The sequence below is a fragment of the Terrimonas ferruginea DSM 30193 genome (genome assembly GCF_000425585.1).
Taxonomy (GTDB): domain Bacteria; phylum Bacteroidota; class Bacteroidia; order Chitinophagales; family Chitinophagaceae; genus Terrimonas; species Terrimonas ferruginea.
Window position 1 is genome coordinate 51,434 of sequence record NZ_KE384399.1, and the last position, 24,347, is coordinate 75,780.

Genomic DNA, 24,347 nt, shown 5'->3' on the forward strand with positions numbered 1-24,347 from the left:
AAAAAGCTGACCCATACAGGTCAGCTTTTTTTTCGTTCAGAGGATTCTAAAAACGGGTCATGATTTATTACTGTTGACCGTAACCACCGGAATACGCGACGCGTAAGAAAGCAGGCGGTTGGTCAATGTACTCCACAGGCCAGGGAGGCGGAAGTCTTTAACAGGGTTAACCATAATCAGGTCAGCATTGATCTTGCGGGAAAAATCCAGTGTACTCTTGGCGAGGTTCTGGCCTTCCAGCAGGAAACATTGCACAGGAATCGTCGAAATACTTTGTACAATCTCAAGGGCTTTGTCTACCACGTTATCATGACCGTCTGCGTGTTTGCGCAGCGATACAAAATAAACGGTTGATTTGAAAGCGCGTCCGAGTAATGCAGCTAAACGTATCTGGCGCATCGGAATTTCTCCGGATACGGGCAATACAATTTTTTTGAAATGATAGATCAGTCCGCTTGAACGAACGGCCAGTACAGGAATGTTTGTTTTTTTGGCAAGGCGGCTGATGGAAACGGAGGATATCAATCGTTGAACGAGGTTGAAACGAGAAAGCCCGGTAACGACCAGGTCCATTTCATAACGGCGGATATAATCGGACAGTGCGCGCATTTTACTGCCGGTGATCACACTGATCTCGATATGGCCTTCTCCGCTGAGATGATTCTGGTAGGCGGTTTTAATCTGCTCCAATTTGCGGAGCGCCGTGTCCACCGATCGTTGTCTGCCGGCTTCATTCTTGCGCTTGCCGGTTACATGCACCAGGTGGATGTTGCATTGAAAACTGTTTGCCAATTCAACTGCCTTGGCGATAGCCCATTTGTTGCGTACCGCAAAATCTACCGGTACCAGGATATTGTACAATTTGTTATCCATAATCGTTTTTTGGGTTATAGATAATTAACAGATTAAATTTTTATGCCAATTCCAGCAAGGGATCGAAATTCCGTTCCTTGATCTGCATGTCTGCTATTTTATCCAGCAATTCGTCTGTGCTGCAGAAAGCCACACCGGTGCCGGCGTAAGCGATCATGCAGCGGTCGTCTTTGCTGTCACCTACGGCTATGCAATTCTTCATCTTCACATTATATTTATCGCAGATATGCTGTAAAGCGTTGGTTTTGCAGAAAGAATGCCCGCAGATGCTGTCGGGAGACCCAAAGAAATAGGAAGGAAGGCCGACTTCTCCCGTGGCTTTGCCTTCAAAAAACTCTAATTGGTGGGCTACGGAAAAATCAGCGCCGATTTGTTGCCGTACGTAATTGGTAATAAGTGTATAACTGTGGCTGATGATGCCCACGAGATAACCCTTATCCCTGTATGATTGAATCACCTGCTGGATATTATCTGCCATGTCCATGCTGCTGATGACGTGCAAGAGTTCATCCATTGTGCGGTTTTTCAGTAACAGTCCGATGCGTTTGGTAAGAATGATCGGATCTTTTTCACTGAAGCGCAACTCTTCCAGTTTGGGTACAAAACCAAATGCGTCAGCACAACGGTCGATGAAGCGGTCTTTGAGAATGGTATTGTCCATGTCGAGCACGATCATCTTGCGATAGCCTGCCAGGTTTTCGCGGATCACGTTCGACATTTCACGTTGTATGAGTTCAAGACTGCTGCCGCTTTCTCCGGCGAGTTCGGCGTTGAGTTGTGGTTGTGCGCGGGTGATGATAGCGCGTGAAACCTCACGGCTCATTTTGCCGAGTGCGTCCCAGGGTTTGCTTTTGTTTTCAATGTAGCCGATGTTTACTTCAGCTACGCGTGCTTTCATCAGGTACATGTCGATGAGGATACCGATGTCAACACCGTAATCGTTGAAGAATTCGATCTTTTGGAAAAAGGATTTTTTTCCGGCGATCATGCCGCTCAGTGGTTGTGAGAAATGCGAGAGGCCGGGGAACAGAATATGTAAGAGTGGTTTGGCAACTAATTCTGTTACGCGTCCCGCATTGCGTGCGAAGGCGCCTTTTACAAAATCGGCTTCATCGTTGATGAGTGGTGCGGTGAGCAGGGAAATTGTTTTTTCGGGATAGGGATCGATGTCTGCGTCGAGGAACAGGATAATATCGTTGGTGGCTTCATCGATGCCTTCTTTCATGGAAATGCCTTTGCCGCGGGCTTTGCTGATAATAACGTGTGCTCCTTCTTTACGGGCAATAGCCACGGTATCGTCTTCGGAAGTATCATCGACCACGATTACTTGTGTAACGTTTTTATCTGCGAAACAAAAACGGATTACATTGGCAATCGTTGCAGCTTCGTTGAGAGCGGGGATAATTACTGTCAGCATTCATTTCCTCCTTTGGTTTAAAGCAATCTGTTCTGATAAAAACAAGCCGCAGGGACAGTTAAGCAATTACAAAAATCAATCCGATCTGGGTCGGGTGCGTGGGAAGATAACACTATTCTTTAAGAATAGATTGGCTGCTGACGTTAAATTGAAATGAGATATTGGGAGTGGAAAATATTCTACAAGCAATTAATTTGAAAATTTGACGATTTGAAAATTAGTGTGGTTTATGAATAGCTAATAATCAGTTAAGTGTTTAGCTTAAAACCATTTTCAAACTTTCAAATTGTCAAATCATCACATTAAAAAAGCCCCCGCCAGAGGCGTGGGGCTTTTTTGAAAATCTGGTTATCTCGCGAAATTAATAATCGTTGTTGTAACCACCACGGTCGCGGAATCCACCGCCGCCGTTGCCGCCTTTTCTAAAGCCGCCGCCACCGCCGCCGCCTTTGAAGCCGCCGCCGCCGCCGCCGAAGGGTCTTTTCTTGAATCCGCCACCACCGCCTTCAGGCTTAGGACGGCTTTCGTTAACTACGATGTTACGACCATCAACTTCAGTACCGTTCAGGGCATTGATAGCGTTTTGTGCTTCGTCATCGTTAGCCATTTCAACAAAACCAAAGCCTTTGCTGCGGTTAGTGAATTTGTCCAGGACGATTTTAGCAGATGTTACTTCGCCATGAGAAGCGAAAAGATTTTGGAGATCCTGGTCTTTCAGGTTCCAGCTGAGATTTCCTACGTAAATGTTCATTGTGTGAGGTTTTAAAAAATAAAAGTGCTAACAGTAACCCTCGACCAGTGAACATTAAACGAAAAAACCTCGAACGTTCCGGACTTGTGAGACTGTAAAGAACACCGTACTATACAAAATAAAGCTATTTTTTCTGACATATCCCGAAAAATCTTTAATTCCCGGAAACAGACTGCATTTTTTTATATAAACACTTGATTTTAAAGGGCGGTTTTTTTCAGTTGTCCATAAAAAAAGCCCTCCAACTTTTGATTGGAGGGCCGTATTATCTGAGACGGGGATCTTACTCAGCGATTACTTCAAATTCAACTTCAGTCGAATGACCGTTGCCGAAATCGATGCTTGCTTTGTGTGTACCCAGTTCTTTCACTTCGTCAGTGATAGAGATCTTGCGGCGGTCGATCTCATATCCTTTCTGCTCGCGGATGGCGCGGCTGAGCTGGAGAGATGTTACGCTACCGAAGATCTTACCGCTTGTACCTGTTTTAGCGCCGAGTTTCAGCGGAGCTTCTTTCAGTTTAGCAATAACGTTGTTGATTTCAGCCAGCATTTTGGCTTCTTTCTTCGCTACCTGCTTCAGACGTTCTTCCAGTTGTGCCTTGTTGCCGGGAGTGCTTTCGATCGCAAGTTTGCGGGGCAAAAGGAAGTTACGGGCATACCCGCTCTTCACATTCACCACTTCATTAGCGCCACCCAGGTTATCTACGTCTTGAATTAAAATGATTTCCATTGTTTTCTTTTTGTTCACCAGCCCAGTAGAGTTTAGTTACTACTGTCTCCGGGTAGTCAGCATTTTTACTTTTAAATTTTGACTTTTGAATTACCCGGGTTAGGGTGAGGTTATTTTAAAAGATCAGTTACGTAAGGCAGTAATGCCATCTGACGTGCTTTTTTCACCGCATCAGAAACCTTGCGCTGATATTTCAGGCTGTTTCCGGTAAGACGGCGGGGCAACAGTTTGCCTTGCTCGTTCAGGAATTTTTTCAGGAACTCCACATCTTTATAATCGATGTAGCGGATGCCGTACTTCTTGAAGCGGCAGAATTTTTTTACCCTTTTCTCGGTTTTGATCGCCGTCAGGTATTTGATTTCGTTTCTTGCCATGGTATTAAGCCTCCACTGCTTTTTCGTTTCCTGTTTTAGCGCCACTGTTCTTTTTAGCATTGTACTCGACGGCGTATTTATCGAGTTTAGTGCAAAGGTGACGGAGAACACTCTCGTCACGCAGAAGCTGGATTTTCAGCTTCTCATTGAAGTCGGATGGCGCAGTGTACTCCAGAACCCAGTAAAGACCGGTAGTTTTTTTCTGGATAGGATACGCCAGTGATTTCAGACCCCAGGCATTTTCATGAACGATAGAGCCACCAGCTTCAGTCACCAGACCGGCAAATTTCTTTTGCGCAGCTTTGAACTCATCATCACTCAATACAGGGGTAAAGACCACCATCAATTCGTAATTGTTCATTACCTCTTGTTTGATCCCGCCTAATACGGGAAGGTTAAAAATTCGGTTTGTTCCATTGGACATCCGTTTCACGAAGACCCGGATGAATCTGCGAATACAGATTTGGGGCGGCAAAGATAGGAGTTTCCGGCTAAAAGGAAAAGCCCAAAAGGCAGGGCCATGGCCTCATCTGGCAATATTACGACAAGTTTTTCATTTCCAGCTTCTTAGATCTCCAGGAATGAAGAACGGACCGCCATCAGGCAGTCCGTTCTTGCTATATTGGAAAAGGAAGTGATCAGCGTACCACCGATTGACGCCCTAACAGCGTACCGTCTGCCTGGCGCAGTTCCAGGAAATAGATGCCGGCTGCCAGACCGCCAATTTCCAGCGACAGGCTGTTTACGCCTTCACCGAGTGCCTGTTCGCGGTTGATCACACGCAGGCCCGACGCAGTGTAAAGCGCAACCTGGTAACGGCCTGCTTTCACTTCCGCCTGGTAACGGATCACATCACCCTGCACCGGATTCGGACGCACCAGCAGCGCTTTGCCGGACATACCGTTGTTTTCCACACGTACGATGTCGCTGTACAGTTCCTCACCGCTGTATTCAACCGCACGGATGCGGTAGTAACGTACATCCGCATTTGTCGTTTCATCATTCCAGCGGTAAACAACTTTATCGCCCAGGTTGGAACGTGCAGCGATGGTGGCAACCGGTGCAAATGTTCCGCTGCTGCCCGCACGCTCAACGATATAATGCTGCACATCGAGTTCCGTCAGATTGGTCCAGCCGATCTCGCGGTAGTTATTGACAGACTTAACATATACGTCAGCAAAACGTACAGGCAGTGGAGCACCGATAGAAGTTGTGCCGGTAGCGCTGGCACTCAACGGTGTTTCCACACCATCTCCGTTTACTGCCTGCGTCTGGAAACTGTAAGGAGTTGATTCATTCAAACCCTGTACGGTAACGGGAGAAGCCCATGTAACAGCAGATTGCCATACGGGTGCCGTGCCCAATGTGCCATCGGCCTGCACATACTGGCCGGTTGTGCTTTCGTAGATCGCATATTCAGTGATAGCAGGATTGCTGTTGGTCTGTATGCTGACATTCAAAGAATTTGAAGTGCTGCCATTAACGATTGGTGCTGCCGGCGTGTTGGCCAATGTATATACTTCAAGTATGTTACCATTGGCACTGCGGCTGCTGTTGGCCGCGGCTACACGATAGTAATAGCGCGTGTTGGGCGTTAAACCGGATACATTACCTGAAACTGTTGTATTGGCACTTGTACTCAATGTTGCAGGCGAGCCCGCGATATTGCTACCAAGCGAAGAACTGGTGCCATAGTTAAATGTAACAGTAGTAGATACGCCACCTGCATTCACCGTGCCACGGAAAGAAATACTGTTGGTGGTGATGTTGGCCGCTGCAGTAGTTGTAACAACAGGTGTTACTACAGGAATGAGTGACGCTGTTCCATTCAACACTACGTTGTCGTTGCGATACGTACCGGTGCCTGATGAAGCATCCCATGTAAATATGCGAAACAATACTGTGCCGGACGCGGTGAAATCGGTGAAATCCCAGGTATTAGCGCCAATGGTAGTCGGCACACTCTGCACGGTAGCGAATGTCCATGAGGAACCATTGTTGAGAGAATAGCCAATGATAGAACTTGAAGGTCCCGTATTGCTGCGCTGTTGCGGAAACGATACAGACGTATAGGTGATCTGGTAACCGGTAGCAGGTGTTACAGCGAAACCATGCCACTCGTTACCCGATTGAGCCGCTGCCTGCGATGAAGCAGAAAAACCTTTACTGTTGAATACACCGCCGCCGGCATTTGAACTGATACCGCTGCCACGTGAAAACGCAACAGGGCTTTGCACGTTGGCAACGGGTGTTGCGTTGAAAACGCCTGTACACTCGCAGGTACCGAAGTCAAACGATACAATTGTTTGCGCATGACTGACCACAGCCGCGCAAACAAGCAACAAAAAGAGTAAACTTTTTTTCATACAAATAATTTAATAATTAAAGGATGGCTTCAGGGAGGACGTGAGAATGGTCTTGCAAAAGGATAGGTGGATACAACGGGGCACACAAAACTATCCAGCTGGTTGGCTAATACTGGTTTTATTCCATTAAGTAATAATGAAGAAACTATTAACAACTTCCATTTGATGCGTGATAACATTTCCATAATCATTTCATAACACCTTCAACAGGATATTAGGAGAATAGGCAGATACTTTTGCTGACCATTATTAATGCTATGAGACTATTATTTTCCTTTCTTATTCTCTGCAGTTTTTCATTATCCGCAAAGGCTCAGTTAGTCTTGAACGAAGTATCTCAGGGTGCAAGTGGTACAAAAGAATACATGGAATTTGTAGTGATCGGTACGCGTACATGTACGGATAGTACCGCAGATCTTCGCGGATGGATCATCGATGACAACAATGGCTGGATCGCGGCGGGAAGTGGTACAGGTATCGCTACCGGTTGTATGCGTTTTGCCAATGTGGCCAACTGGTCTAAAGTTCCTTACGGCTCCATCATTCTTGTGTATAACGACGGAGATAAAAACGGAAGCATCACCTTACCCGATGATGTAACGGATGCCAACAAGGACTATGTATATATCGTGCCTGCTTCTTCCAATATGATGGAGCGGAATAGTTCTTTGCCCACCTCTCCTTCGTCCACTACATTTGTTTATCCTTCATCAGGCTATGTTAGCGGCGGCTCCTGGAGCCCGATGGGTTTGTCCAACAGTGGTGATGGTGTGGTAATAGCCAGTCCGGCTGATCTTACACGTGCTTATTTTTCTTTTGGTTTCGGTATCGGTAGCGCGGCAACCGCCACTGTATACAAAGCCAACATGGCGGCACAACGAAATTATTTTTTGCTTAACGGAAATTATACGCAGGCTACCTCATGGTCGCTCGGTAACGTGCCCGCCAATGAATCGCCCGGCGCGCCGAACGCAACAGCCAACGCAACATGGATCAACAGCCTGCGCATCACACCTCCCGGCAGCGGTCCGGTGAATAATATGACCGCTTGTATCAAGGCGGGTGATTCCTATACTTTCAATGGTAATACACTCACTGCGGGCGGCAACTATTCTGCTGTTATTCCGCGCCCGGGTCAGTGTGACAGCACCGTCAGACTTTACCTGGTGGTGGGTGCGGATCGTAATGAGACACTTTCCGGTTGCGGTGCTGTGGTATTCAATGGCACTACTTACACCGCCAATACAGTGGTGCGCGATACCATCCGGAGCGTGGTCACTTCCTGCGACAGTATATTCCGTATCATACAGATCCAGGTACAACAAGGCCCCGTAAGTTTCAACACCGCTTGTATCAAATCCGGTGATACGTATGCTTTCAACGGGAACACTTATACCACCGGCGGTAATTATTCCGCTTTGATTACACGCCCCGGTCAGTGCGATAGTACGGCACGGCTTTATCTGGTGGTGGCTGCAACCAACACGCGCACGATCAGCGATTGCGGACAGGTAGTATATAATGGCACCACGTATACATCCAGCAGTGTTGTGCGCGATACGATCCGCAGCGTGGTGAGTGGCTGCGACAGTGTGCTCAACGTAGTGAACATCGATATCAAGCCAAAACCAGCTATTTCGATTAATCCTGTAGCGGCTGTGTGTAAAGGAAAGACCGCGCAATTGCAGGCGCAGGTGGCTGCGGGGTCATCGGTTGAATGGTTGGGCATCGGCACAACCAATCCTGTACAGATTACTCCGCAGGTGAACACAACTTATACGGCAGTAGCCACCGGTACCAATGGCTGTACCGACACGGCAAGAATAAATGTAGTAGTGACAGATTTCTCCTTAAACCTTACCACTGCCGTCAATCCTGTTCAGGCAGGAGTAACGGTTACGGTATCTACCCAATCTGCCATCTCTTATACGGTTACAGAATGGCAACCCGCGGTATTGTATCCCCAACAGCAGGTGCTCAGTCAGCAATTCAGGGCCGATACCTCCACCAATATCATGGTAGTGGGACGTTCAACAGATGGTTGTATCGACACGGCACGTCTTTACCTCGAGGTGGAGCAGATAAACAACGATGTGTTTGTTCCGAATGTGTTTTCTCCGAATGGCGATGGACGCAACGATGTATTCCGGGTATTCGGTTCCAGTCTGAACAGCGTCGATCTTACTGTATTCAATCAATGGGGCGAACTGATTTTCCGCAGCCGCGACCTCAATACCGGCTGGGACGGACGATTCAAAGGCACTGCACAACCTGTAGGTGTATATATCTATGTGTTGCGCGCAGAGCTGACCGATGGCACCATCATAAACAAAAAGGGTTCTGTTAACTTAATCCGTTGATACATGAAGCGTTTGTACAAATGGCTGATGCCAGTATACGTGGCGTTGGCCTGGATGCCTGCTGCAAAGGCACAGGTTGATCCTCATTTCTCTCAGTATTATGTGTATCCTCTCAGTCTCAATCCCGGACTCACCGGCGCGATGGAGGGCGATTACAGGGTGTCTGCTATTTACCGCAATCAATGGCAGAATGTAACCAATGCATTCTCTACTGTCGGGTTGTCCGCTGATGTTACCACTAACAAAAACATCAATATCGGCCTGAGTATTTTCAACCAGGCAGCGGGCGATGGCGGCTATCGTTTTACCAACGGTTATCTGACAGTTGCTTACAATGGCCTTGCATTCGACCGTGAAAAATACAAGCGCCTGGCTATCGGTATACAAGGCGGATTTGTGAACCGTCGTTTCGATCCATCCAAACTGCAGTTCGGGGATCAGTGGTTTCCCGGTATCGGTTATAGCCCTACCGTACCTACAGGTGATGGTTTTGCCAAAATAAAAGCTGGCGCGTTTGACGCCGGTGCAGGTCTTGCATATTATGACGGTACACCTGATCAAATGGTCAGTCCGTTTGGTGGCGTATCTGTTTTTCATCTTACACAGCCAGGTGATCCGTTCCTGGCAGGCGATAAGGAAAAACTGCCGATGCGTTTCAGTGCGCACGCCGGTGCAAGAATTGTGCTGTCGGACGCCCTGACGCTGGTGCCGAACATGCTTTATATGCGCCAGGGAAATGCGCAGGAAAAAATGGCCGGCGCTTATATGCAATTCTATGCGGGACAATACACCGATCTGCTGCTGGGAGCCAACTGGCGTATCAACGATGCAGTATCTCCCTTCGCAGGATTTACTTATAACAATTTCACGGTAGGGGTGAGTTATGATGTGAATGCATCCGAACTCGGAAAGATGGCGAAAGGTTCCAACAGCTTTGAGATTTCCCTCACATATATAGGGAAGCGCCGTAACTCCGTCCGCACCGATTATTTTAAATGTCCGCGTTTATAATTTTCTCCAAACGATCCTGACATGAAAAGAATAACAGGAATGAAGCTGCCGATGAAAGCTTCCGTTTTTTTTATGGCCTTTATTTGCTATGCCGGCACTGTACTTGCGCAGTCGAGAGAAGCGTATTTGCAGAAGGCGGATCAATTATATGAACGGGCCGATTATTTTGGCGCGGCACAGTGTTATGCGATCTGGCTCGATTCTGCGAGCGCTGGCATTAAGAATGGCTTACAGGCAAGTCCTTTTACCGTAAGCCAGCGCAAACATAAACAGCAGGCATTGAAAGCAACCACCCGTTCCAAAGCGGAGGCCATTTGGAAGCTGGCTGAATGTTATCGCCATACCAGGAACTATGAGAAGATGGAGCAGTGGTATGCGAAACTGCAGGCAGACCATCTGCAACGATACCCGGAGGCCGGTTACTGGTATGCCTGCGCACTGCGTGCAAATGGCAAACTGGATGAAGCAGAGAAAACATTAAATAAGTTTCTCCAGGGAAAAACAACAACAGCACTCAACGCGGCGGCCCGCCGCGAGTGGGCGAATATTGCATTTGCGCGTCAGCAATTACGCCGCAAATCTGCCGGGTATGAAGTGAGCCGAATCAGTGATATCAATGGTTATGCAGCATCACTGAATGGAGAACAATTGATCTACACAGCAGCCGATACCACCGGCAAAGGTCCTTATTATAATCAGTTGTCCAAAGCCGTTTACCTTGATGGTAAGATAGCCGGGGTTGAAAAGATGGAAGCGTTGAAAGTGCAGGACAGGCACAACGGAATGAGTTCTCTTTCGCCGGATGGGCAGGTATTGTATTTTACTCAATGGCAAACTGTTGAAGGTAAGGCGCGTTCGGTCATAGCCAGCAGCCGTCTTATTAATGGTCAATGGTCTGCGCCTGTAGTAATGGGTACCAACGTGAATCATGCCGGTTCAAATGCACGTGAACCGTTTGCAACAGCGGATGGTAAATATCTTTTGTTCTCTTCCGACAGAGTGGGTGGCGCCGGTGGTTATGATCTCTGGTGCATCGCGCTGCCCGAAACAACGGGTAAAGCCTGGAACCTGCAAGCGGTGAACACGGCGGGTGATGAGCAGGCGCCTTATTATAATACCACATCAAAGCAACTGGTGTTTAGTAGTGACGGATTGCCCGGCATGGGCGGTTTCGACCTCTATCAGTCGGCTGGCACGGTTGAACAATTAATGCCAGCGGTAAACATGGGGCATCCCCTGAACTCGGTGCGTGATGATCTCTATTATGTAGAAAGCAATGATGGAAAAAATGCCTTGCTGAGCTCTGACAGGGCGGTTGATTGTTGCCTTGAATTATATGCCGTACATCAATTGGCAAAATCGTGGCTGGCAAGTGGCCGGGTGAATGATTGTGTTACAGGTGAAGAAATAGCAGATGTGCAGGTACAGATAAAAGATTCTGTAAAAGAAACAGCTGCAATCAATACTGTTACTACAACAGATGGCAGGTATTATACAAGTATTGAAAATGCTGCGTGGCTGCAGTTCAAAGCTTCGAAAGAAGGTTATGAGCCGGCCGGTCATACTGCGTATGTGCAAGGCCGTCCGGATATGGATACGTTGTTGCTGACGCCGGTGTGTTTAACAAAAATCCCTATGCCTGTTGTTGATCCGGGAACGGAGACTTCTGTGGCATGGCCGGTGATCTATTTTGCCTTTGACAAAGCAACCTTATCGGCTGACGCGAAAGCGACGCTGGACAGCCTTGCGGATCGTTTGCAGCAGGAACCTTCGCTGATGATCGATGTAAAAGGTTATACAGACAGCCGTGGTACGGAAAAATATAATATCCGTTTGAGCGAGCGCCGTGCAAAAGCTTGTGTAGCCTATCTGGAAAAGAAAGGCGTTGATGTGTCGCGTCTGCATACGGAGGGGTTGGGTAAGTGTTGCCCGGCAGAGGAGGAAGGTAACAATCCAGTGGCTGCGGAGCGCAACAGGAGAGTAGTGATAAGTAGTATTAAGTTCTAAGTAATAAGTTTTAAGTAATAAGTTATAAGTTGAGCAGCCATGGTTTGCTCCCGCCGTTTCCCGGAAGACACCCGCATCGGTGTATAAAAGAGATATCCACCTGCTTACCTCTGTACCCGTGGTTCTGTATTCACGAACCATTATCGGGTTCGTTGTGTGAATCTTAGAGAGAATGCTCCTTGCTTTTTATTGCCTACTCACTCGTTCAAGGCGGCTGGTTGGTCAGGACACGAACCATCACCCGCTTAAAGAAACTCATTCACGATTGACGATTCACGATTGACGAATCACGATTGACCATTCACGATTCACAAACGACAACAGCCTCCCAAACGGAAGGCTGTTTACTTATAACTTAATACTTACAACTCAGAAAGCTTTCTTCGCAGGATCTGCGTTTGCCACTACTTTTTTCAGGAAAATAATATAAGTGGGGAAGTGGTCACTATAACCTCCGCGGTAAGAGTTGCCATCCCAGGTGCGCATCGGATAATCTTTATAACGGCCTTTATTCTCCACCATGTATTCGCGGCGGAAGATATGCGGCTGGTAATAAAAAAAGCCTGATTGGTCTTTATTGAGCCATGCTTCGGAAATAATGATCTGGTCAAACAATCCCCATGCGTCCTGGTAAGCAAGTGTGCCGATACCTTTTCTGTAGAGTGAGGTCCAGGGATTGAAGAGCGCTCCGTTCTTTACTTCCTTTTCCTTGCCACGGGCATTGAGCACGGAGGCAACGCTTGGGCTCACCGGATCATCATTAAGGTCACCCATCAGGATAATCTTGGCGTTAGGTTCCTGGCCGAAAATGGAATCGATATGCTGGCGGGCAACGCGCGCTGCGGCCTCACGACCGGGGCGGCTGCGTTCTTCACCGCCGGAGCGGCTGGGCCAGTGGTTAACATATATATGTATCGTTTCTCCGTTGAGTTTGCCTTTTACCCACAAAATATCACGGGTGTAATAGGCGTCTTTGGCTCCGGCGGGCAGCTTAACGAAAAGTTTATTGCTGGCTTCCACGGTAAAGTAGCGGGGGTTGTACAGCAAACCCACATCCACACCGCGGATATCGCGGGAATCGTAGTGCACGATCTGGTAATTACGTTTGGCAATCAATGGGTTCCTGGTAAGATCTTTCAATACGGTGTCATTTTCCACTTCGGCTACACCAAGGATGGCCGGGCCATCGGGATTGATCTCCGTACCAATTTGTGAAATAACGGTGGACAACTTATTGAGCTTGTCTTTATAAATGGCGCCGGTATAATTGCGCGGGCCGGAGGGGAGGAACTCTTCATCATTTACGTTCGGATTGTTAACCGTATCGTAAAGATTTTCAAGGTTGTAGAAGCTGATAACAACGGTCTTGTAATCCTGTTTCTGTGAGTAGGCCAACAGCGCTGAAAGGCTGAAAACCAAGGTGGTCAGTAATCTTTTCATGTGCTTGATTAAATAAGAAAGACAAACATACAGAATCTATGGTTGGCTCAACTTATAAAAAAGATTGGGTGAGGTTATGAAATGGTTATGTGTCAAATTTTTTATTCTGCAAACAGAATAACCTTTATACATTTGCCACTTGTTCTAAAAATTGATCTGCATGCTTAAATCAAAACTGCTGCTGCTGGCGCTTGGTGCCGGACTAGTAGCGAATGCCCAGGTCGGTACCACCGATACACTCCCTAAAAGGGATACCGTCCTGGAAGAGTTAAAGGAGAATGTGCTGGATAACATCCCCACCGTTTCGCTCGATGAAAATGACCTTGGTGATGGTGGCGGACAGAACATTTCCTCCGTCCTTGCCGCAGGCCGTGATCCGTTCTTATCTGCCGCTTCTTTCAACTTCAGCGCAGTACGTTTCCGCATCCGTGGCTATGACAACGATTACTTCGGAACCTACATGAATGGCATTCCGATGGACAACCTCGACAACGGGTTTACACCTTACGGTCTCTGGGGTGGTCTGAACGATGTGATGCGCAACCGCGACGCATCTTTCGGTCTCCGAGCCAATACTTTCGCTTTCGGTGAGATCGGCAGCGTTACCAATATTGATGCCCGTGCAAGCAAACAGCGCGCACAGACCAGCATCAGCTACGCTTCCGCTAACCGTAACTACACCAACCGTGTAATGTTCAGTCACTCTACCGGCCTTAGCAAAAAAGGTTGGGCCTTTACCCTGAGCGGCAGCCGCCGTTGGGCCAACGAAGGTTATGTACCGGGCACTTACTATGATGGATGGAGCTATTTTGCCGCCATCGACAAACGTTTTGGGCAGAAAAACCTGCTTTCCCTCACCGTATTTGGTGCCCCTACTGAAAACGGCCGTCAGGGTGCCGCTGTGCAGGAGATCATGGACCTCGCCGGCACCAATTATTACAACCCTAACTGGGGCTACCAGAATGGCAAAAAGAGAAATGCCAGCATCGGCAGAACGCATCAGCCGGTCATCCTGCTGAGCCACGAGTACCGCCCCAACAACAATACAACACTGAGCCTCGGTCTGGGTTATTCCTTCGGCGAGCGCAGTGTTACTGCCCTCGACTGGTACAATGCTCCGGACCCACGTCCAGACTATTACCGTTACCTGCCCAGCTACTATAATGGTGTAGCCAACCAGGATCCTAACCAGTACCAGCAACTGCTGGACCTGATGAAGAACGACGTAAACACTCGCCAGATCAACTGGGACCGCCTGTATGATGTGAACCGTTCCAGCTACGCTACTATCCAGAATGCCAACGGCATTCCGGGTAACAACGTAAGCGGCCGCCGCTCTCTTTATATCATTGAAAACCGGATCATCAATACCAACCGTTTCAATGGCAATGCCATTCTCAACAAACGTATCAACGATCATATCGATTTCACTTTTGCAGCTTACGCACAGTCTCAGCAAAACCACTACTATAAAGAAGTAGAAGATTTGCTGGGTGGTGATTTCTATGTGAACCTGAACCAGTTTGCCGAGCGTGATTATGCCGGAGACCAGGCCGCTAACCAGCATGACCTCGATCACCCTAACCGTATCCTGAAAGAAGGAGACAAATACGGTTACGATTATAATATTAATATCAACAAGACAGGTGCCTGGACACAGGGTGTGTTCAAGTTCAACAAAGTCGACTTCTTTGTTGCTGCTGAACTGAGCTCTACCAGCTTCTACCGCGAGGGTAATGTACGCACCGGTCTGTTCCCCACCAGTTCACTCGGTAAAGGTGAAAAGAACAACTTCACCAACTTCGCAGTGAAAGGCGGTGTTACTTACAAGATCGACGGCCGCAACTACTTATATGTAAATGGTGCGATCATGACCAAAGCACCTTACTTTGAAAACGTATACAACTCTCCACGTACACGTAACAGCCAACAGCCTAACGTCGTGAGCGAGAAAATCCAGACAGTGGAAGGTGGTTACGTATTGAACGCTCCACGCCTCAAGATCCGTATCGGTGGTTATTACAGCCGTTTCCAGGATGGACTGGACATGATGAGCTTCTACCACGATTCACTCCAGAACTTTGTTAACTACGGTCTCAGTGGTATCGATAAAGTACACTTCGGTGGTGAGTTTGGTCTGGAAGCGCGCATCGCTCCGGGTCTGACCCTGAATGCTGCCGCTTCTATCGGCCGTTACTACTATGACAGCCGCCAGTTGGCTACCATCACGATTGACAACAGCTCCGCTATCGTAGGTCAGCAGGTTATCTATTCTAAAAACTTCCGCGTGCCTTCAACGCCGCAGGAAGCATACAGCGTTGGTTTGTCTTACCGTTCACCGAAGTTCTGGTTCATCAGCCTTACCGGTAACTACTTTGATCAATCATGGTTGAGCTATAACCCGCTCCGTCGTACCGTGAACGCAACCAACAACATTGAATACAAAGGCGAACTGTGGCACGATATCATCGACCAGACCAAGTTCGACGCACAATTCACCCTGGACTTCTTCGGTGGTTATTCCTGGAAGCTGCCCCGCAAAATGGCTATTGCCAACAAGAACACGTTCCTCGTATTCAACGTAGGTGTCAACAACATTCTTAACAACCGTGATATCCTGACCGGTGGCTTTGAGCAACTGCGTTTTGATTTCGTAAACAAAGACGTTAATAAGTTTCCGCCGAAATTGTTCTACGCCTATGGTGTTAACTATTTCGCCAGCGTAACACTTCGTTTTTAATGGAATCCGTCATCTCACAACTATTTAAATAAGCACTATGCGAACAAAATCCCTTTTTCTCCTTGGTAATGTAATGGCAATACTCGCCACTTGCGTTATTCTATCCTCTTGCGACCGGGAGTTTGATGCCCCCGGGGACTATGTGGACCCCAATCTGACACCGACCAAGACAATCGCTGAGCTGAAAGCTGCTCACGTTGCCGGTCAGGTGGAAACACTGGGCGACGATATCATTGCAGGTATCGTTGTTGCAGACGACAAAAGCGGTAACTTCTATAAGCAGATCTGTATCCAGGATGCTTCAGGTGGTATCACTGTACGTCTCGACGGTCTGAACCTTTATGCAAACTATCCTGTTGGCCGTAAGATCTACATCAAAACAAACGGTCTGTACATGGGCGACTACGCTGGTCTGATCCAGTTGGGTGGCAGCATCGATAACAGCGATCCTTCTTTCCTGAACGTATCTCCGATTGCTTCTAACCTGTTCGATACTTATATCGTAAAAGGCAGCGTGAACAACACCGTAACACCTACGGTTGTTTCTTCTGTTGCTGCACTGAATGATTCGCATCAGAGCATGCTGATCCAACTGAACAATTTCGAGTTTGTTCCTGCGGATACCAGCAAAACATATGCAAATGCTGCTACACAGGCCGCCGCCAACCTGAACGTAAAAGGTTGTACCGGCAGCAACATCATCATCCGCACAAGTGGCTTCGCCAAATTTGCCGGTGTGAATGTTCCCAACGGTAATGGTACACTGTTGTCTATCTACACACGTTTCAATTCTACCAAACAACTGGTTATCCGTGATACTTCCGATGTGCAGTTTACCGGTGCCCGTTGCGGCGCAGGTCCTGTTGGTCCTACTACACCAAAAACAATTGCTGAGATCCGTGCCATGTACACAGGTACAGACATCGAACTCGGTGATTATACAGTAGGCGGTACTGTAATCTCTGATATTGCGAACGGTAACATCAGTGCAGGTAACCTGGTACTGCAGAGCGGCAACAAAGGCATACTGGTTTATATCGGTGGTACACTTACTTACAATGTTGGCGACTCCGTTGTATTAACATTGAGCAAAGACGATTCGCTGATTAAATATGCAAACTCCCTGGAGATCAAAACCCGCTTTGGTTTTGCCGGTCATACACGTGTAGCAACTGGTAAAGTGGTAACTCCTGTTGAAAAAACAGCTGCGCAGATCAATACTACGCTCGGTCTGCCGCTGGGTGATGCCAACAACTTCGAATTCACCCTGGTGAAAATCCTGAATGCTGTTGCTTCTCCTGCCGGCACTTATGGCGGTAACAAAACCCTGACTGATGCATCCGGCAATATCACCATGTTCACTCGTACCGGTACAAGTGGCGCTACATTTGCCAGCACGACCATGCCAACTGTCAGCTCAAACTGGGTTGGTTATGCGAGTAACTTCAATACCACCAAACAATTCTCTATCCGTAACACAACTGACGTTACAGCGGGTAGCGGTCCTGGCCCAGGTCCTGGTACAGGAAGTGGTATCGATCTGACTACTTCTCCGCTGACGATCAACTTCGATAACATTGCAAGCGGTCTGCCTGCAGGCGTTAAAGGATATACTGGTGCTACTGCCACCGCATTAGGTACAGAAGCCACCGTAACAACTGCCGCTACTTTGTGGAACAACACAAGTGGTGCATTTAAAAACTTCGCTTCTGCAACTGGATTGACAGGTGCGGCTGATGCAACTGCACAAGGTGCAGCCACCAACCGTGCATTCGGTCTGCGTCAGACTGGTAGCTTCGGCGATCCGGGTGGTGCTTTTGTATTCCAACTGAGCAATACAACCGGTAAATCTAACCTGCAACTGGACTTCCAGCTGCAGCAACTGGACAACTCTGCGTCAGGTCGTACAACAACCTTTATCGTTGACTACGGTATCGGTGATGCGCCCGCAACGTTTACTCCGGTAACCACTACACCTGCTGCATTGAGCACTGTACTGGGTACATTCTCCAACACAGCGGTTCACGTGAACCTGCCTGCTGCTGTGGCTAACCAAAGCGGTAAAGTGTGGATCCGTGTATGGGCTACACCTGCAAGCACTGGTAGCGGCAGCCGCCCTTCTACAGCGATCGACGACTTCAAGATCACCTGGAACTAATTCAGGAATGTTAGTATAGAAAACGGCTGTCTCGAAAGAGGCAGCCGTTTTTTTTATAAAGAAAAAAAATCAGGAAGCTTGCGCTGCTGCCCGCACGTCGATCAGGCGGAGCTGGAGATTCTTTTCGCCGTTCCATTCATTTTCATCAATGGTAAAAACGATGTCCACGGGCTTGCCATTTTCCAGTAGTGGATAAAGATGTGCCATGCCAAAACCGATGCCGGTGATCGTTGCATGCTCCTGGCGAATGGCTACGCGAAGATGTGTTTCTTTCAATATGCGTGAAGCACCGGTATCAACAACATGGCGGACAACAAACACCGGCCGGAGATTTTGCGGACCGAAAGGTTCCATCTGGCAAATGATATTGTAAAATGTGGGTGTGATATCGCGCAGCCTGATTTCGTGGTCAATTACTATTTCCGGGATGAGCATATCCGGATGGATAGTAGCGGCAACCACTTCTTCAAACTTTTCCCTGAACAGTTCCACCTTATCCAGTTCCAGCGTCATACCTGCGGCAGCGAAATGTCCGCCGTAACCGAGCAGGTGTTCACGGCAGGCGTGGATGGCTTCGTATAAATTGAAACCGGGCACGCTGCGTGCACTGCCGGCTGCATAGTCGCCGGATTGTGTAAGCACGATCGTGGGGCGATGATAATGTTCGATAAGGCGCGACGCTACGATGCCCACGACACCTTTGTGCCAGTGTGGTTGAAAAACAAGTGTGGAGCTGCGGCCGGTCCAGTCGGTGCGGCTGCGGATAAGTTCGAGCGCTTCTGTAGTGATGCTGCTGTCTGCTTCTTTGCGGTCGCTGTTATCGCTGTGAAGCATTTCTGCGTAGCGCAGGGCTTCTTCGTAGGTGTCGGAAATAAAAAGTTGTACCGCTTTGCGGGCGTCGTCCATTCTTCCGGCGGCGTTGACGCGCGGTGCGATCATGAAAACAAGGTTGCTGATATTTAACGTGCCCCGTAGCGCACTCAGCACGGTCAGGGCTTTGATGCCAAAGTTCGGCGACTGGTTTGCTTTCTGTAACCCGTAATAGGCAAGGATGCGGTTCTCATCAGCCATGTCCACGATATCGGCTGCGATGGCGGTGGCCAGCAGGTCGAGGTCGGCCATGGCGGAATCAGGCGGAAGTCCGAGCGCTTTGGTGAGTGCGGACATCAATTTAAAACCAACGCCGCATCCGCATAATTCTTTGAAAGGGTAAGGGCAGTCTTTTTGTTTGGGATTCAGGATAGCTACTGCGGGAGGAAGTTGTTCATCGGGCAGGTGGTGATCGCAAACAATGAAATCAATGCCGAGCTCTTTGGCATAGGCGATGAGATCGGCGGATTTAATACCACAGTCAACGGAAATGATCAGGGTGAAACCATTGGCATGAGCATGGTCGATACCGGCTTTGCTGACGCCATATCCTTCGCGGTAGCGATGGGGAATATAAAAGTCGAGTGGGTCGTGTATTTTTTTCAGGAACCGGTACATGCAGGCCACGGCGGTGGTGCCATCCACATCATAGTCGCCGAATACAAGAATCTTTTCTTGTTTTTCTTTTGCCAGGATGATGCGCTCGACCGCTTTCTGCATGTCTTTCATCAGCCATGGATCGTGCAGGTCTGTCAGTTGCGGACGAAAGAAACTGCGTGCCTCTTCAAAAGTGCTGATACCACGTTGTACGAGTATCGAACAGATGACAGGATGTATGCCGAGCGATCGTTGCAAAGCCATTGTTTTGGCTTCATCAGTGGGGCGTATGGTCCAGCGTTTTAAATTCAAAATTCAAAAAAGTAATAAGTTTTAAGTGGTAAGCTTTTAAGTAATGGCTAAACAATTCATTCACGATTCACGATTGACGATTCACGTATTGTCGTTCTCTAAGATAGCAGGAGCTCGGGGCCCCAGTCGTAAAATAAACGGGTAATTTTTTAAACTCCCACGTTTTTGAATTTTAACTTAATACTTTCGTTCCGTTACATAACGCACCAGGTCTTCCAGTCCCTGGCGGTAAGGTGATTCGGGGAATGTGTGCAGGATATCCAGGGCGGCCTGTTTGTACTCATTCATTTTTGCAATCGCATAGTCGATGCCCCCGGCTTTTTCCACTTCGTTTATTACCCAATTCACTTTCTGCCGGTCGCGGTTATTGTTCTTTACGATGTAAATTATTTTCCGTCTCGTTTCTTTGTCTGCCCGGTTGAGCGTATAGATCAGTGGGAGGGTGAGTTTTTTTTCCTTGATATCATTACCGGTGGGCTTACCCACATTTTCACTGGCATAATCAAACAGGTCATCTTTGATCTGGAAGGCCATACCGGTGTACTCGCCGAACAACCGCATTTTTTCCGTCACCTCTTCGTCCTGGCTTACCGACCATGCGCCTGCGCTGCAGGCGGAGGCGAGGAGGGAAGCGGTTTTGCTGCGGATGATTTCGTAATAGATGTCTTCACGCAGGTTAAGCGAACGCGCTTTTTCCATTTGGAGTAATTCGCCTTCACTGATCTGCCGCACGGCATCGGTAAGGATATGCAGGATGCGGTAATCATTTTTTTCCAGGGAAAGAATGAGTCCTTTGGCCAGCAGATAGTCGCCGACGAGTACGGAAATTTTATTTTTCCAGAGCGCATAAACGGAGAAAAAACCGCGGCGTTCTGCCGAATCGTCCACCACATCGTCGTGCACGAGTGTGGCGGTATGCAATACCTCCACCATAGAGGCGGCCCGGTACGTAGAATCGTTGACAGGTCCGGAAAGCCGGGCGGAAAGCAGGACAAACATGGGGCGTAATTGCTTGCCTTTCCGTTTGACAATATACCGCATGATCCGGTCCAACATAGGGGTCTGGCTCTTCACCGCCTCTCGGAAACGGGTCTCAAATTCTTTCAACTCGGCTTCAATTAATGCTACTGGTAGGTCCATGTTGGTAAAAGAGCAGCAATTTACGGGTAAAAAATTATTTTAACACAATGCAACATAATGGGGGTATTTACTGACTAAGTAATTGAAATATAATATGAACACCAGGCGATTTTTAATATAAAAATTTGGTTTTTAACGTTCAAGTTATATTTTTGCGTTTTATTAAGACATTTGTATTCAAATCTTAATCCTTAGTTATGGCAAGCAAAAAGTACAAACTTCTCTTGGGCATATTCTGCCTGATGGGGTTTTCAGCCTTCTCCCAAGTTGGAGTTAGGTCCTATGAAGACTCATCCGTAATCCCCTCCAGTAGGCTCCCGCAGCACACTGAGTTCCTGAACGGAACGTACAACTATCCCGCAAAACCGCGTAACCAATGGGAAATTGGTATCAAGGGCGGCGCTTTCACCGTTGCAGGTGACGTTCCGGCTTTGTTCCCGACTCCTGGTTTCGGTCTGCACGTTCGTAAAGCTTTCGGTTATGTGTTCTCCCTCCGCCTTGAGTACATGTATGGTATCGGCAAGGGTCTGCACTACGGAGCAGCTTACAATTATGGTAAAAACCCTGCCTGGGCTTCTTACTCAGCCGGCCAGGAACCTGTGTTCTACAACTACAAAACCCGCGTGCAGGATCTCTCTCTGCAAGGTGTAGTTACCCTGAACAATATCCGTTTCCACAAGTCTAAAACCGGTATGAACATCTACGGTTTTGGTGGTGTGGGTGGTTCTATTTACGAGACGAAAGTCAACGCCCTCAACGAGAACGGCGAAAAATATGACTTTACTCCCATTCTTGCAGGAAGCGGTGTTTACAAAGACCGTAAAGACACTCGTAAAGCCCTGAAAGACATGATGGACAAGTCTTACGAGACTCCTGCTGAAAGTCATGGTGCTTACCGTCCCAAACTGTTCGGAGACACGTTCAAACCCTCTGCAACTGTTGGTATCGGTATCGCTTTCAAACTCAGCAACCGCATCAACCTCGCAATTGAAGACCGTCACACCTTCATCAAAGATGACCTGCTGGACGGCCAGCAATGGCAGGAAAACCCAACCGGTGATGCTGCGCTGACCCGCGATTTCGACTCTTATAACTATGCTACTATCGGTCTGAACATCAACCTCGGTGGCAAAGCTGTTGAGCCCCTGTACTGGCTGAATCCATTGGATTACGCTTACCAGGAGATCCGCAATCCTAAAATCATGAAGCTGCCGAAGCCTGTACTGCCTGATAGCGACGGCGACGGTGTAACTGACCAGTTTGACCTGGAGCAAACTCCTGCCGGTGTACCTGTTGACACACATGGTGTAAGCCTTGACACTGACGGTGATGGCGTTCCTGACTACAAAGACAAAGAAAAAATTACGCCTACTTACTGCCAGCCTGTTGACGCTGATGGTGTTGGTAAATGCCCAGATCCTGAGTGCTGCAAGAACATGGTACCAGGTGGCCAGAACGAGTGTGCTGCTAAACTCGGCGCTCTCCCCAGCATTTCTTTCAAAGCTGGTTCCAACAACCTGAGCAGCGATGCTACCGCAGTTCTCGCAACTGTAGCAGCTAAACTGCGCAACGCTCCTGAGTGTAAAGTAGTAGTTACCGGCTATTGCTCTTCTGATAAGAAAGAACAGCAACTGAGCTGGGACCACGTGAACAAAGTAATCTCTTACCTGGTTGAAAAAGAAGGTCTGAGCCAAGATCGCTTTATCTTCTTCTACGGCCAGTCTGGTGGAGATTGTAACACTGTAGATCTGCGTGCTGCAGGTGCCGGCGAAGACGGTCCTAACACAGTAGATCCTCCGCACCCCAACCTGCGGAAAAAATAATCTGTGATTACTTTTTGCTGATAGACACAACAGACCCTCCCTTTACAGGGAGGGTTTTTTTATTCCCTTCATCGGTGTAAAGACAGCCTTAAAGTCTCTTTATCAAAATCTTAACTAACCGGGTTTGGCCTTTGATCTTTTTTCCGTAAGATTTGCCGATATCTATTAACTTTGCACACCTTTATGCGTAATATTTTCATTATTCTGAGTGTGGTCCTGCTGACCGGTTGCAGCAAAGGGATCAATAAAATCCTTAAAAGTCCGGATCCGGAGTATAAACTCCGTATGGCCGAGAAGTATTACGTTAAAAAGCAATATAATAAGGCGCAGGTGCTTTACGAAGACATCATGCCTTTTTACAAAACCCGCCCCGAATTTTCCGACATTTATTATAAGTACGCCTATTGCGCCTATAATCAGCAAGATTACCTGAACGCCGAAAATCTTTTCAAAAGCTTTCTGGAAATCTTCCCCACAAATGCCCGGGCGGAAGAAGTGGACTATATGCGCGCGTATTCCTTTTACAAACAATCACCCAAGCCCGAACTGGATCAGACCAACACCGTAAAGGCAATGGGTATGATGCAGACCTTTATCAATACACACCCCGGTTCGCCACGCAACGAAGAAGCTTACCGTATTATCGACGAATGCCGCCATAAACTGGAAGTGAAAGACTATAAAAAGTCGCAACTATATTATGATATGGGCCAGTTCAGAGCGGCCGGTGTTGCATTTACAGAATTGCTCGAATCTTTCCCGGAGTCTGCACTGGCAGACACGTATAAGCTGATGGCCATTAAAGCATGGTACCGCTTCGCGGAAATGAGTATCGAAGACAAGAAAGTAGAGCGTTACGAAAAAGTGATTACTGAATTCAACGAATTTGTAGACCGCTTCCCCGACAGTAAATTGCGGAAGGACGCGGAGAGCTATAAAACGTTATCTCAAAACAATATTAAACGGTTAAATAATGAGCAAATTAAGACGTCAGCTTAGCGCAGGTATCGTAAACAGCGTTGAGACTAAAAATCTGCGTGAGATCAAGGCGAAAACCGGAAACCTCTATGAGTCCATTTCCATCGTAGCCAAACGTGCCAACCAGATTAACATCTCCCTGAAAGAGGAGTTGCACAATAAGCTGGACGAATTTGCCAGCCATACGGACAGCCTGGAAGAGATCCACGAAAACAAAGAACAGATCGAAATCTCCCGTGCTTACGAGCGCATGCCTAACCCGGCACTGCTTGCCACGCAGGAATTCCTGGAAAACAAAGTTTACTTCCGCAAGGGAGAAGACGAACTGTTTAGCTGATCCTGTTCCCATCTTTTTGAGACCACAGCCGCCGTTATGTGCGGCTGTGGCTTTTTTATGTGC

General features: G+C 47.9%; 18 protein-coding genes. 8 read left to right on the forward strand and 10 right to left on the reverse strand.

All coding sequences use genetic code 11. The annotated features are described in order from the left end of the window. Window positions 1-57: 57 nt before the first annotated feature. The 7 genes from H608_RS0114665 to H608_RS0114700 all read right to left on the reverse strand — a co-directional run bounded on the left by H608_RS0114665 (window position 58) and on the right by H608_RS0114700 (window position 6,511). Window positions 58-873, reverse strand: a complete 816-nt coding sequence (locus H608_RS0114665; RefSeq protein WP_028788333.1) for a universal stress protein — start codon at window positions 871-873, stop codon at window positions 58-60. 40 nt (window positions 874-913) lie between these two features. After that, entirely contained in the window at window positions 914-2,290 is a 1,377-nt protein-coding gene (locus H608_RS22525; protein WP_038008636.1) for a glycosyltransferase, read from the reverse strand. A 361-nt stretch (window positions 2,291-2,651) separates the two neighbouring features. After that, the gene (locus tag H608_RS0114675; RefSeq protein WP_028788334.1) at window positions 2,652-3,041 is read right to left on the reverse strand and encodes an RNA recognition motif domain-containing protein; all 390 of its coding nucleotides are present in this window, start codon (window positions 3,039-3,041) and stop codon (window positions 2,652-2,654) included. Window positions 3,042-3,324: 283 nt separating this feature from the next. After that, a complete protein-coding gene (gene rplI / locus H608_RS0114680; RefSeq protein ID WP_028788335.1) occupies window positions 3,325-3,771 on the reverse strand; it encodes a 50S ribosomal protein L9 in 447 nt (148 codons plus the stop codon). 110 nt (window positions 3,772-3,881) lie between these two features. Further along, window positions 3,882-4,145: a 30S ribosomal protein S18 gene (gene rpsR / locus H608_RS0114685; protein ID WP_028788336.1), complete on the reverse strand. Its 264-nt coding sequence runs from the start codon at window positions 4,143-4,145 to the stop codon at window positions 3,882-3,884. A gap of 4 nt (window positions 4,146-4,149) precedes the next feature. After that, complete coding sequence (gene rpsF / locus H608_RS0114690) at window positions 4,150-4,506, reverse strand: 30S ribosomal protein S6 (RefSeq protein WP_028788337.1); 357 nt, start codon at window positions 4,504-4,506, stop codon at window positions 4,150-4,152. Between the two features lie 277 nt (window positions 4,507-4,783). Further along, window positions 4,784-6,511 carry a fibronectin type III domain-containing protein gene (locus tag H608_RS0114700; protein WP_028788339.1) on the reverse strand — a complete coding sequence of 576 codons (1,728 nt, stop codon included), beginning with the start codon at window positions 6,509-6,511 and terminating at the stop codon, window positions 4,784-4,786. Window positions 6,512-6,834: 323 nt separating this feature from the next. Between H608_RS0114700 and H608_RS0114705 the strand changes: the two genes are divergently transcribed. Genes H608_RS0114705 through H608_RS0114715 form a run of 3 tightly spaced genes read left to right on the forward strand, consistent with a single transcriptional unit; the run spans window position 6,835 to window position 11,889 of the window. Further along, entirely contained in the window at window positions 6,835-8,871 is a 2,037-nt protein-coding gene (locus H608_RS0114705) for a T9SS type B sorting domain-containing protein (RefSeq protein ID WP_028788340.1), read from the forward strand. 3 nt (window positions 8,872-8,874) lie between these two features. Further along, complete coding sequence (locus H608_RS0114710) at window positions 8,875-9,882, forward strand: PorP/SprF family type IX secretion system membrane protein (protein WP_028788341.1); 1,008 nt, start codon at window positions 8,875-8,877, stop codon at window positions 9,880-9,882. 21 nt (window positions 9,883-9,903) lie between these two features. Continuing rightward, window positions 9,904-11,889: an OmpA family protein gene (locus H608_RS0114715; RefSeq protein WP_081658909.1), complete on the forward strand. Its 1,986-nt coding sequence runs from the start codon at window positions 9,904-9,906 to the stop codon at window positions 11,887-11,889. Window positions 11,890-12,258: 369 nt separating this feature from the next. On the opposite strand, the gene H608_RS0114720 is transcribed toward H608_RS0114715, so the two are convergent. Further along, on the reverse strand, window positions 12,259-13,329 hold the full coding sequence (locus tag H608_RS0114720; RefSeq protein ID WP_028788343.1) for an endonuclease/exonuclease/phosphatase family protein: 1,071 nt from the start codon (window positions 13,327-13,329) through the stop codon (window positions 12,259-12,261). A 160-nt stretch (window positions 13,330-13,489) separates the two neighbouring features. On the opposite strand from H608_RS0114720, the gene H608_RS0114725 reads away from it, so the two are divergent. Both H608_RS0114725 and H608_RS0114730 read left to right on the forward strand, forming a co-directional pair. After that, on the forward strand, window positions 13,490-16,069 hold the full coding sequence (locus tag H608_RS0114725; protein WP_051268358.1) for a TonB-dependent receptor: 2,580 nt from the start codon (window positions 13,490-13,492) through the stop codon (window positions 16,067-16,069). Window positions 16,070-16,106: 37 nt separating this feature from the next. Beyond that, on the forward strand, window positions 16,107-18,227 hold the full coding sequence (locus tag H608_RS0114730) for a DUF5689 domain-containing protein (protein WP_155990188.1): 2,121 nt from the start codon (window positions 16,107-16,109) through the stop codon (window positions 18,225-18,227). 69 nt (window positions 18,228-18,296) lie between these two features. Here the strand turns inward: H608_RS0114730 and recJ are convergent, their stop codons facing one another. Both recJ and H608_RS0114740 read right to left on the reverse strand, forming a co-directional pair. Further along, the gene (gene recJ / locus H608_RS0114735; protein ID WP_051268391.1) at window positions 18,297-19,958 is read right to left on the reverse strand and encodes a single-stranded-DNA-specific exonuclease RecJ; all 1,662 of its coding nucleotides are present in this window, start codon (window positions 19,956-19,958) and stop codon (window positions 18,297-18,299) included. 225 nt (window positions 19,959-20,183) lie between these two features. Beyond that, window positions 20,184-21,146 carry a polyprenyl synthetase family protein gene (locus H608_RS0114740; RefSeq protein WP_028788347.1) on the reverse strand — a complete coding sequence of 321 codons (963 nt, stop codon included), beginning with the start codon at window positions 21,144-21,146 and terminating at the stop codon, window positions 20,184-20,186. A gap of 197 nt (window positions 21,147-21,343) precedes the next feature. Between H608_RS0114740 and H608_RS0114745 the strand changes: the two genes are divergently transcribed. The 3 genes from H608_RS0114745 (at window position 21,344) to H608_RS0114755 (ending at window position 24,284) form a co-directional block, all read left to right on the forward strand. After that, entirely contained in the window at window positions 21,344-22,969 is a 1,626-nt protein-coding gene (locus H608_RS0114745) for an OmpA family protein (RefSeq protein ID WP_028788348.1), read from the forward strand. 183 nt (window positions 22,970-23,152) lie between these two features. Beyond that, the gene (locus tag H608_RS0114750) at window positions 23,153-23,968 is read left to right on the forward strand and encodes an outer membrane protein assembly factor BamD (RefSeq protein ID WP_028788349.1); all 816 of its coding nucleotides are present in this window, start codon (window positions 23,153-23,155) and stop codon (window positions 23,966-23,968) included. Next, a complete protein-coding gene (locus H608_RS0114755) occupies window positions 23,943-24,284 on the forward strand; it encodes a DNA-directed RNA polymerase subunit omega (RefSeq protein WP_028788350.1) in 342 nt (113 codons plus the stop codon). Before H608_RS0114750 ends, H608_RS0114755 begins: the two co-directional genes overlap by 26 nt. Window positions 24,285-24,347: the final 63 nt, after the last annotated feature.

Coding starts and splice junctions, on each gene's coding strand:
- H608_RS0114665 (WP_028788333.1), bottom strand. CDS start 873: ATGGATAACAAATTGTACAATATCCTGGTACCGGTAGATTTTGCGGTA.
- H608_RS22525 (WP_038008636.1), bottom strand. CDS start 2,290: ATGCTGACAGTAATTATCCCCGCTCTCAACGAAGCTGCAACGATTGCC.
- H608_RS0114675 (WP_028788334.1), bottom strand. CDS start 3,041: ATGAACATTTACGTAGGAAATCTCAGCTGGAACCTGAAAGACCAGGAT.
- rplI (WP_028788335.1), bottom strand. CDS start 3,771: ATGGAAATCATTTTAATTCAAGACGTAGATAACCTGGGTGGCGCTAAT.
- rpsR (WP_028788336.1), bottom strand. CDS start 4,145: ATGGCAAGAAACGAAATCAAATACCTGACGGCGATCAAAACCGAGAAA.
- rpsF (WP_028788337.1), bottom strand. CDS start 4,506: ATGAACAATTACGAATTGATGGTGGTCTTTACCCCTGTATTGAGTGAT.
- H608_RS0114700 (WP_028788339.1), bottom strand. CDS start 6,511: ATGAAAAAAAGTTTACTCTTTTTGTTGCTTGTTTGCGCGGCTGTGGTC.
- H608_RS0114710 (WP_028788341.1), top strand. CDS start 8,875: ATGAAGCGTTTGTACAAATGGCTGATGCCAGTATACGTGGCGTTGGCC.
- H608_RS0114715 (WP_081658909.1), top strand. CDS start 9,904: ATGAAAAGAATAACAGGAATGAAGCTGCCGATGAAAGCTTCCGTTTTT.
- H608_RS0114720 (WP_028788343.1), bottom strand. CDS start 13,329: ATGAAAAGATTACTGACCACCTTGGTTTTCAGCCTTTCAGCGCTGTTG.
- H608_RS0114725 (WP_051268358.1), top strand. CDS start 13,490: ATGCTTAAATCAAAACTGCTGCTGCTGGCGCTTGGTGCCGGACTAGTA.
- H608_RS0114730 (WP_155990188.1), top strand. CDS start 16,107: ATGCGAACAAAATCCCTTTTTCTCCTTGGTAATGTAATGGCAATACTC.
- recJ (WP_051268391.1), bottom strand. CDS start 19,958: ATGGCTTTGCAACGATCGCTCGGCATACATCCTGTCATCTGTTCGATA.
- H608_RS0114740 (WP_028788347.1), bottom strand. CDS start 21,146: ATGGACCTACCAGTAGCATTAATTGAAGCCGAGTTGAAAGAATTTGAG.
- H608_RS0114745 (WP_028788348.1), top strand. CDS start 21,344: ATGGCAAGCAAAAAGTACAAACTTCTCTTGGGCATATTCTGCCTGATG.
- H608_RS0114750 (WP_028788349.1), top strand. CDS start 23,153: ATGCGTAATATTTTCATTATTCTGAGTGTGGTCCTGCTGACCGGTTGC.
- H608_RS0114755 (WP_028788350.1), top strand. CDS start 23,943: ATGAGCAAATTAAGACGTCAGCTTAGCGCAGGTATCGTAAACAGCGTT.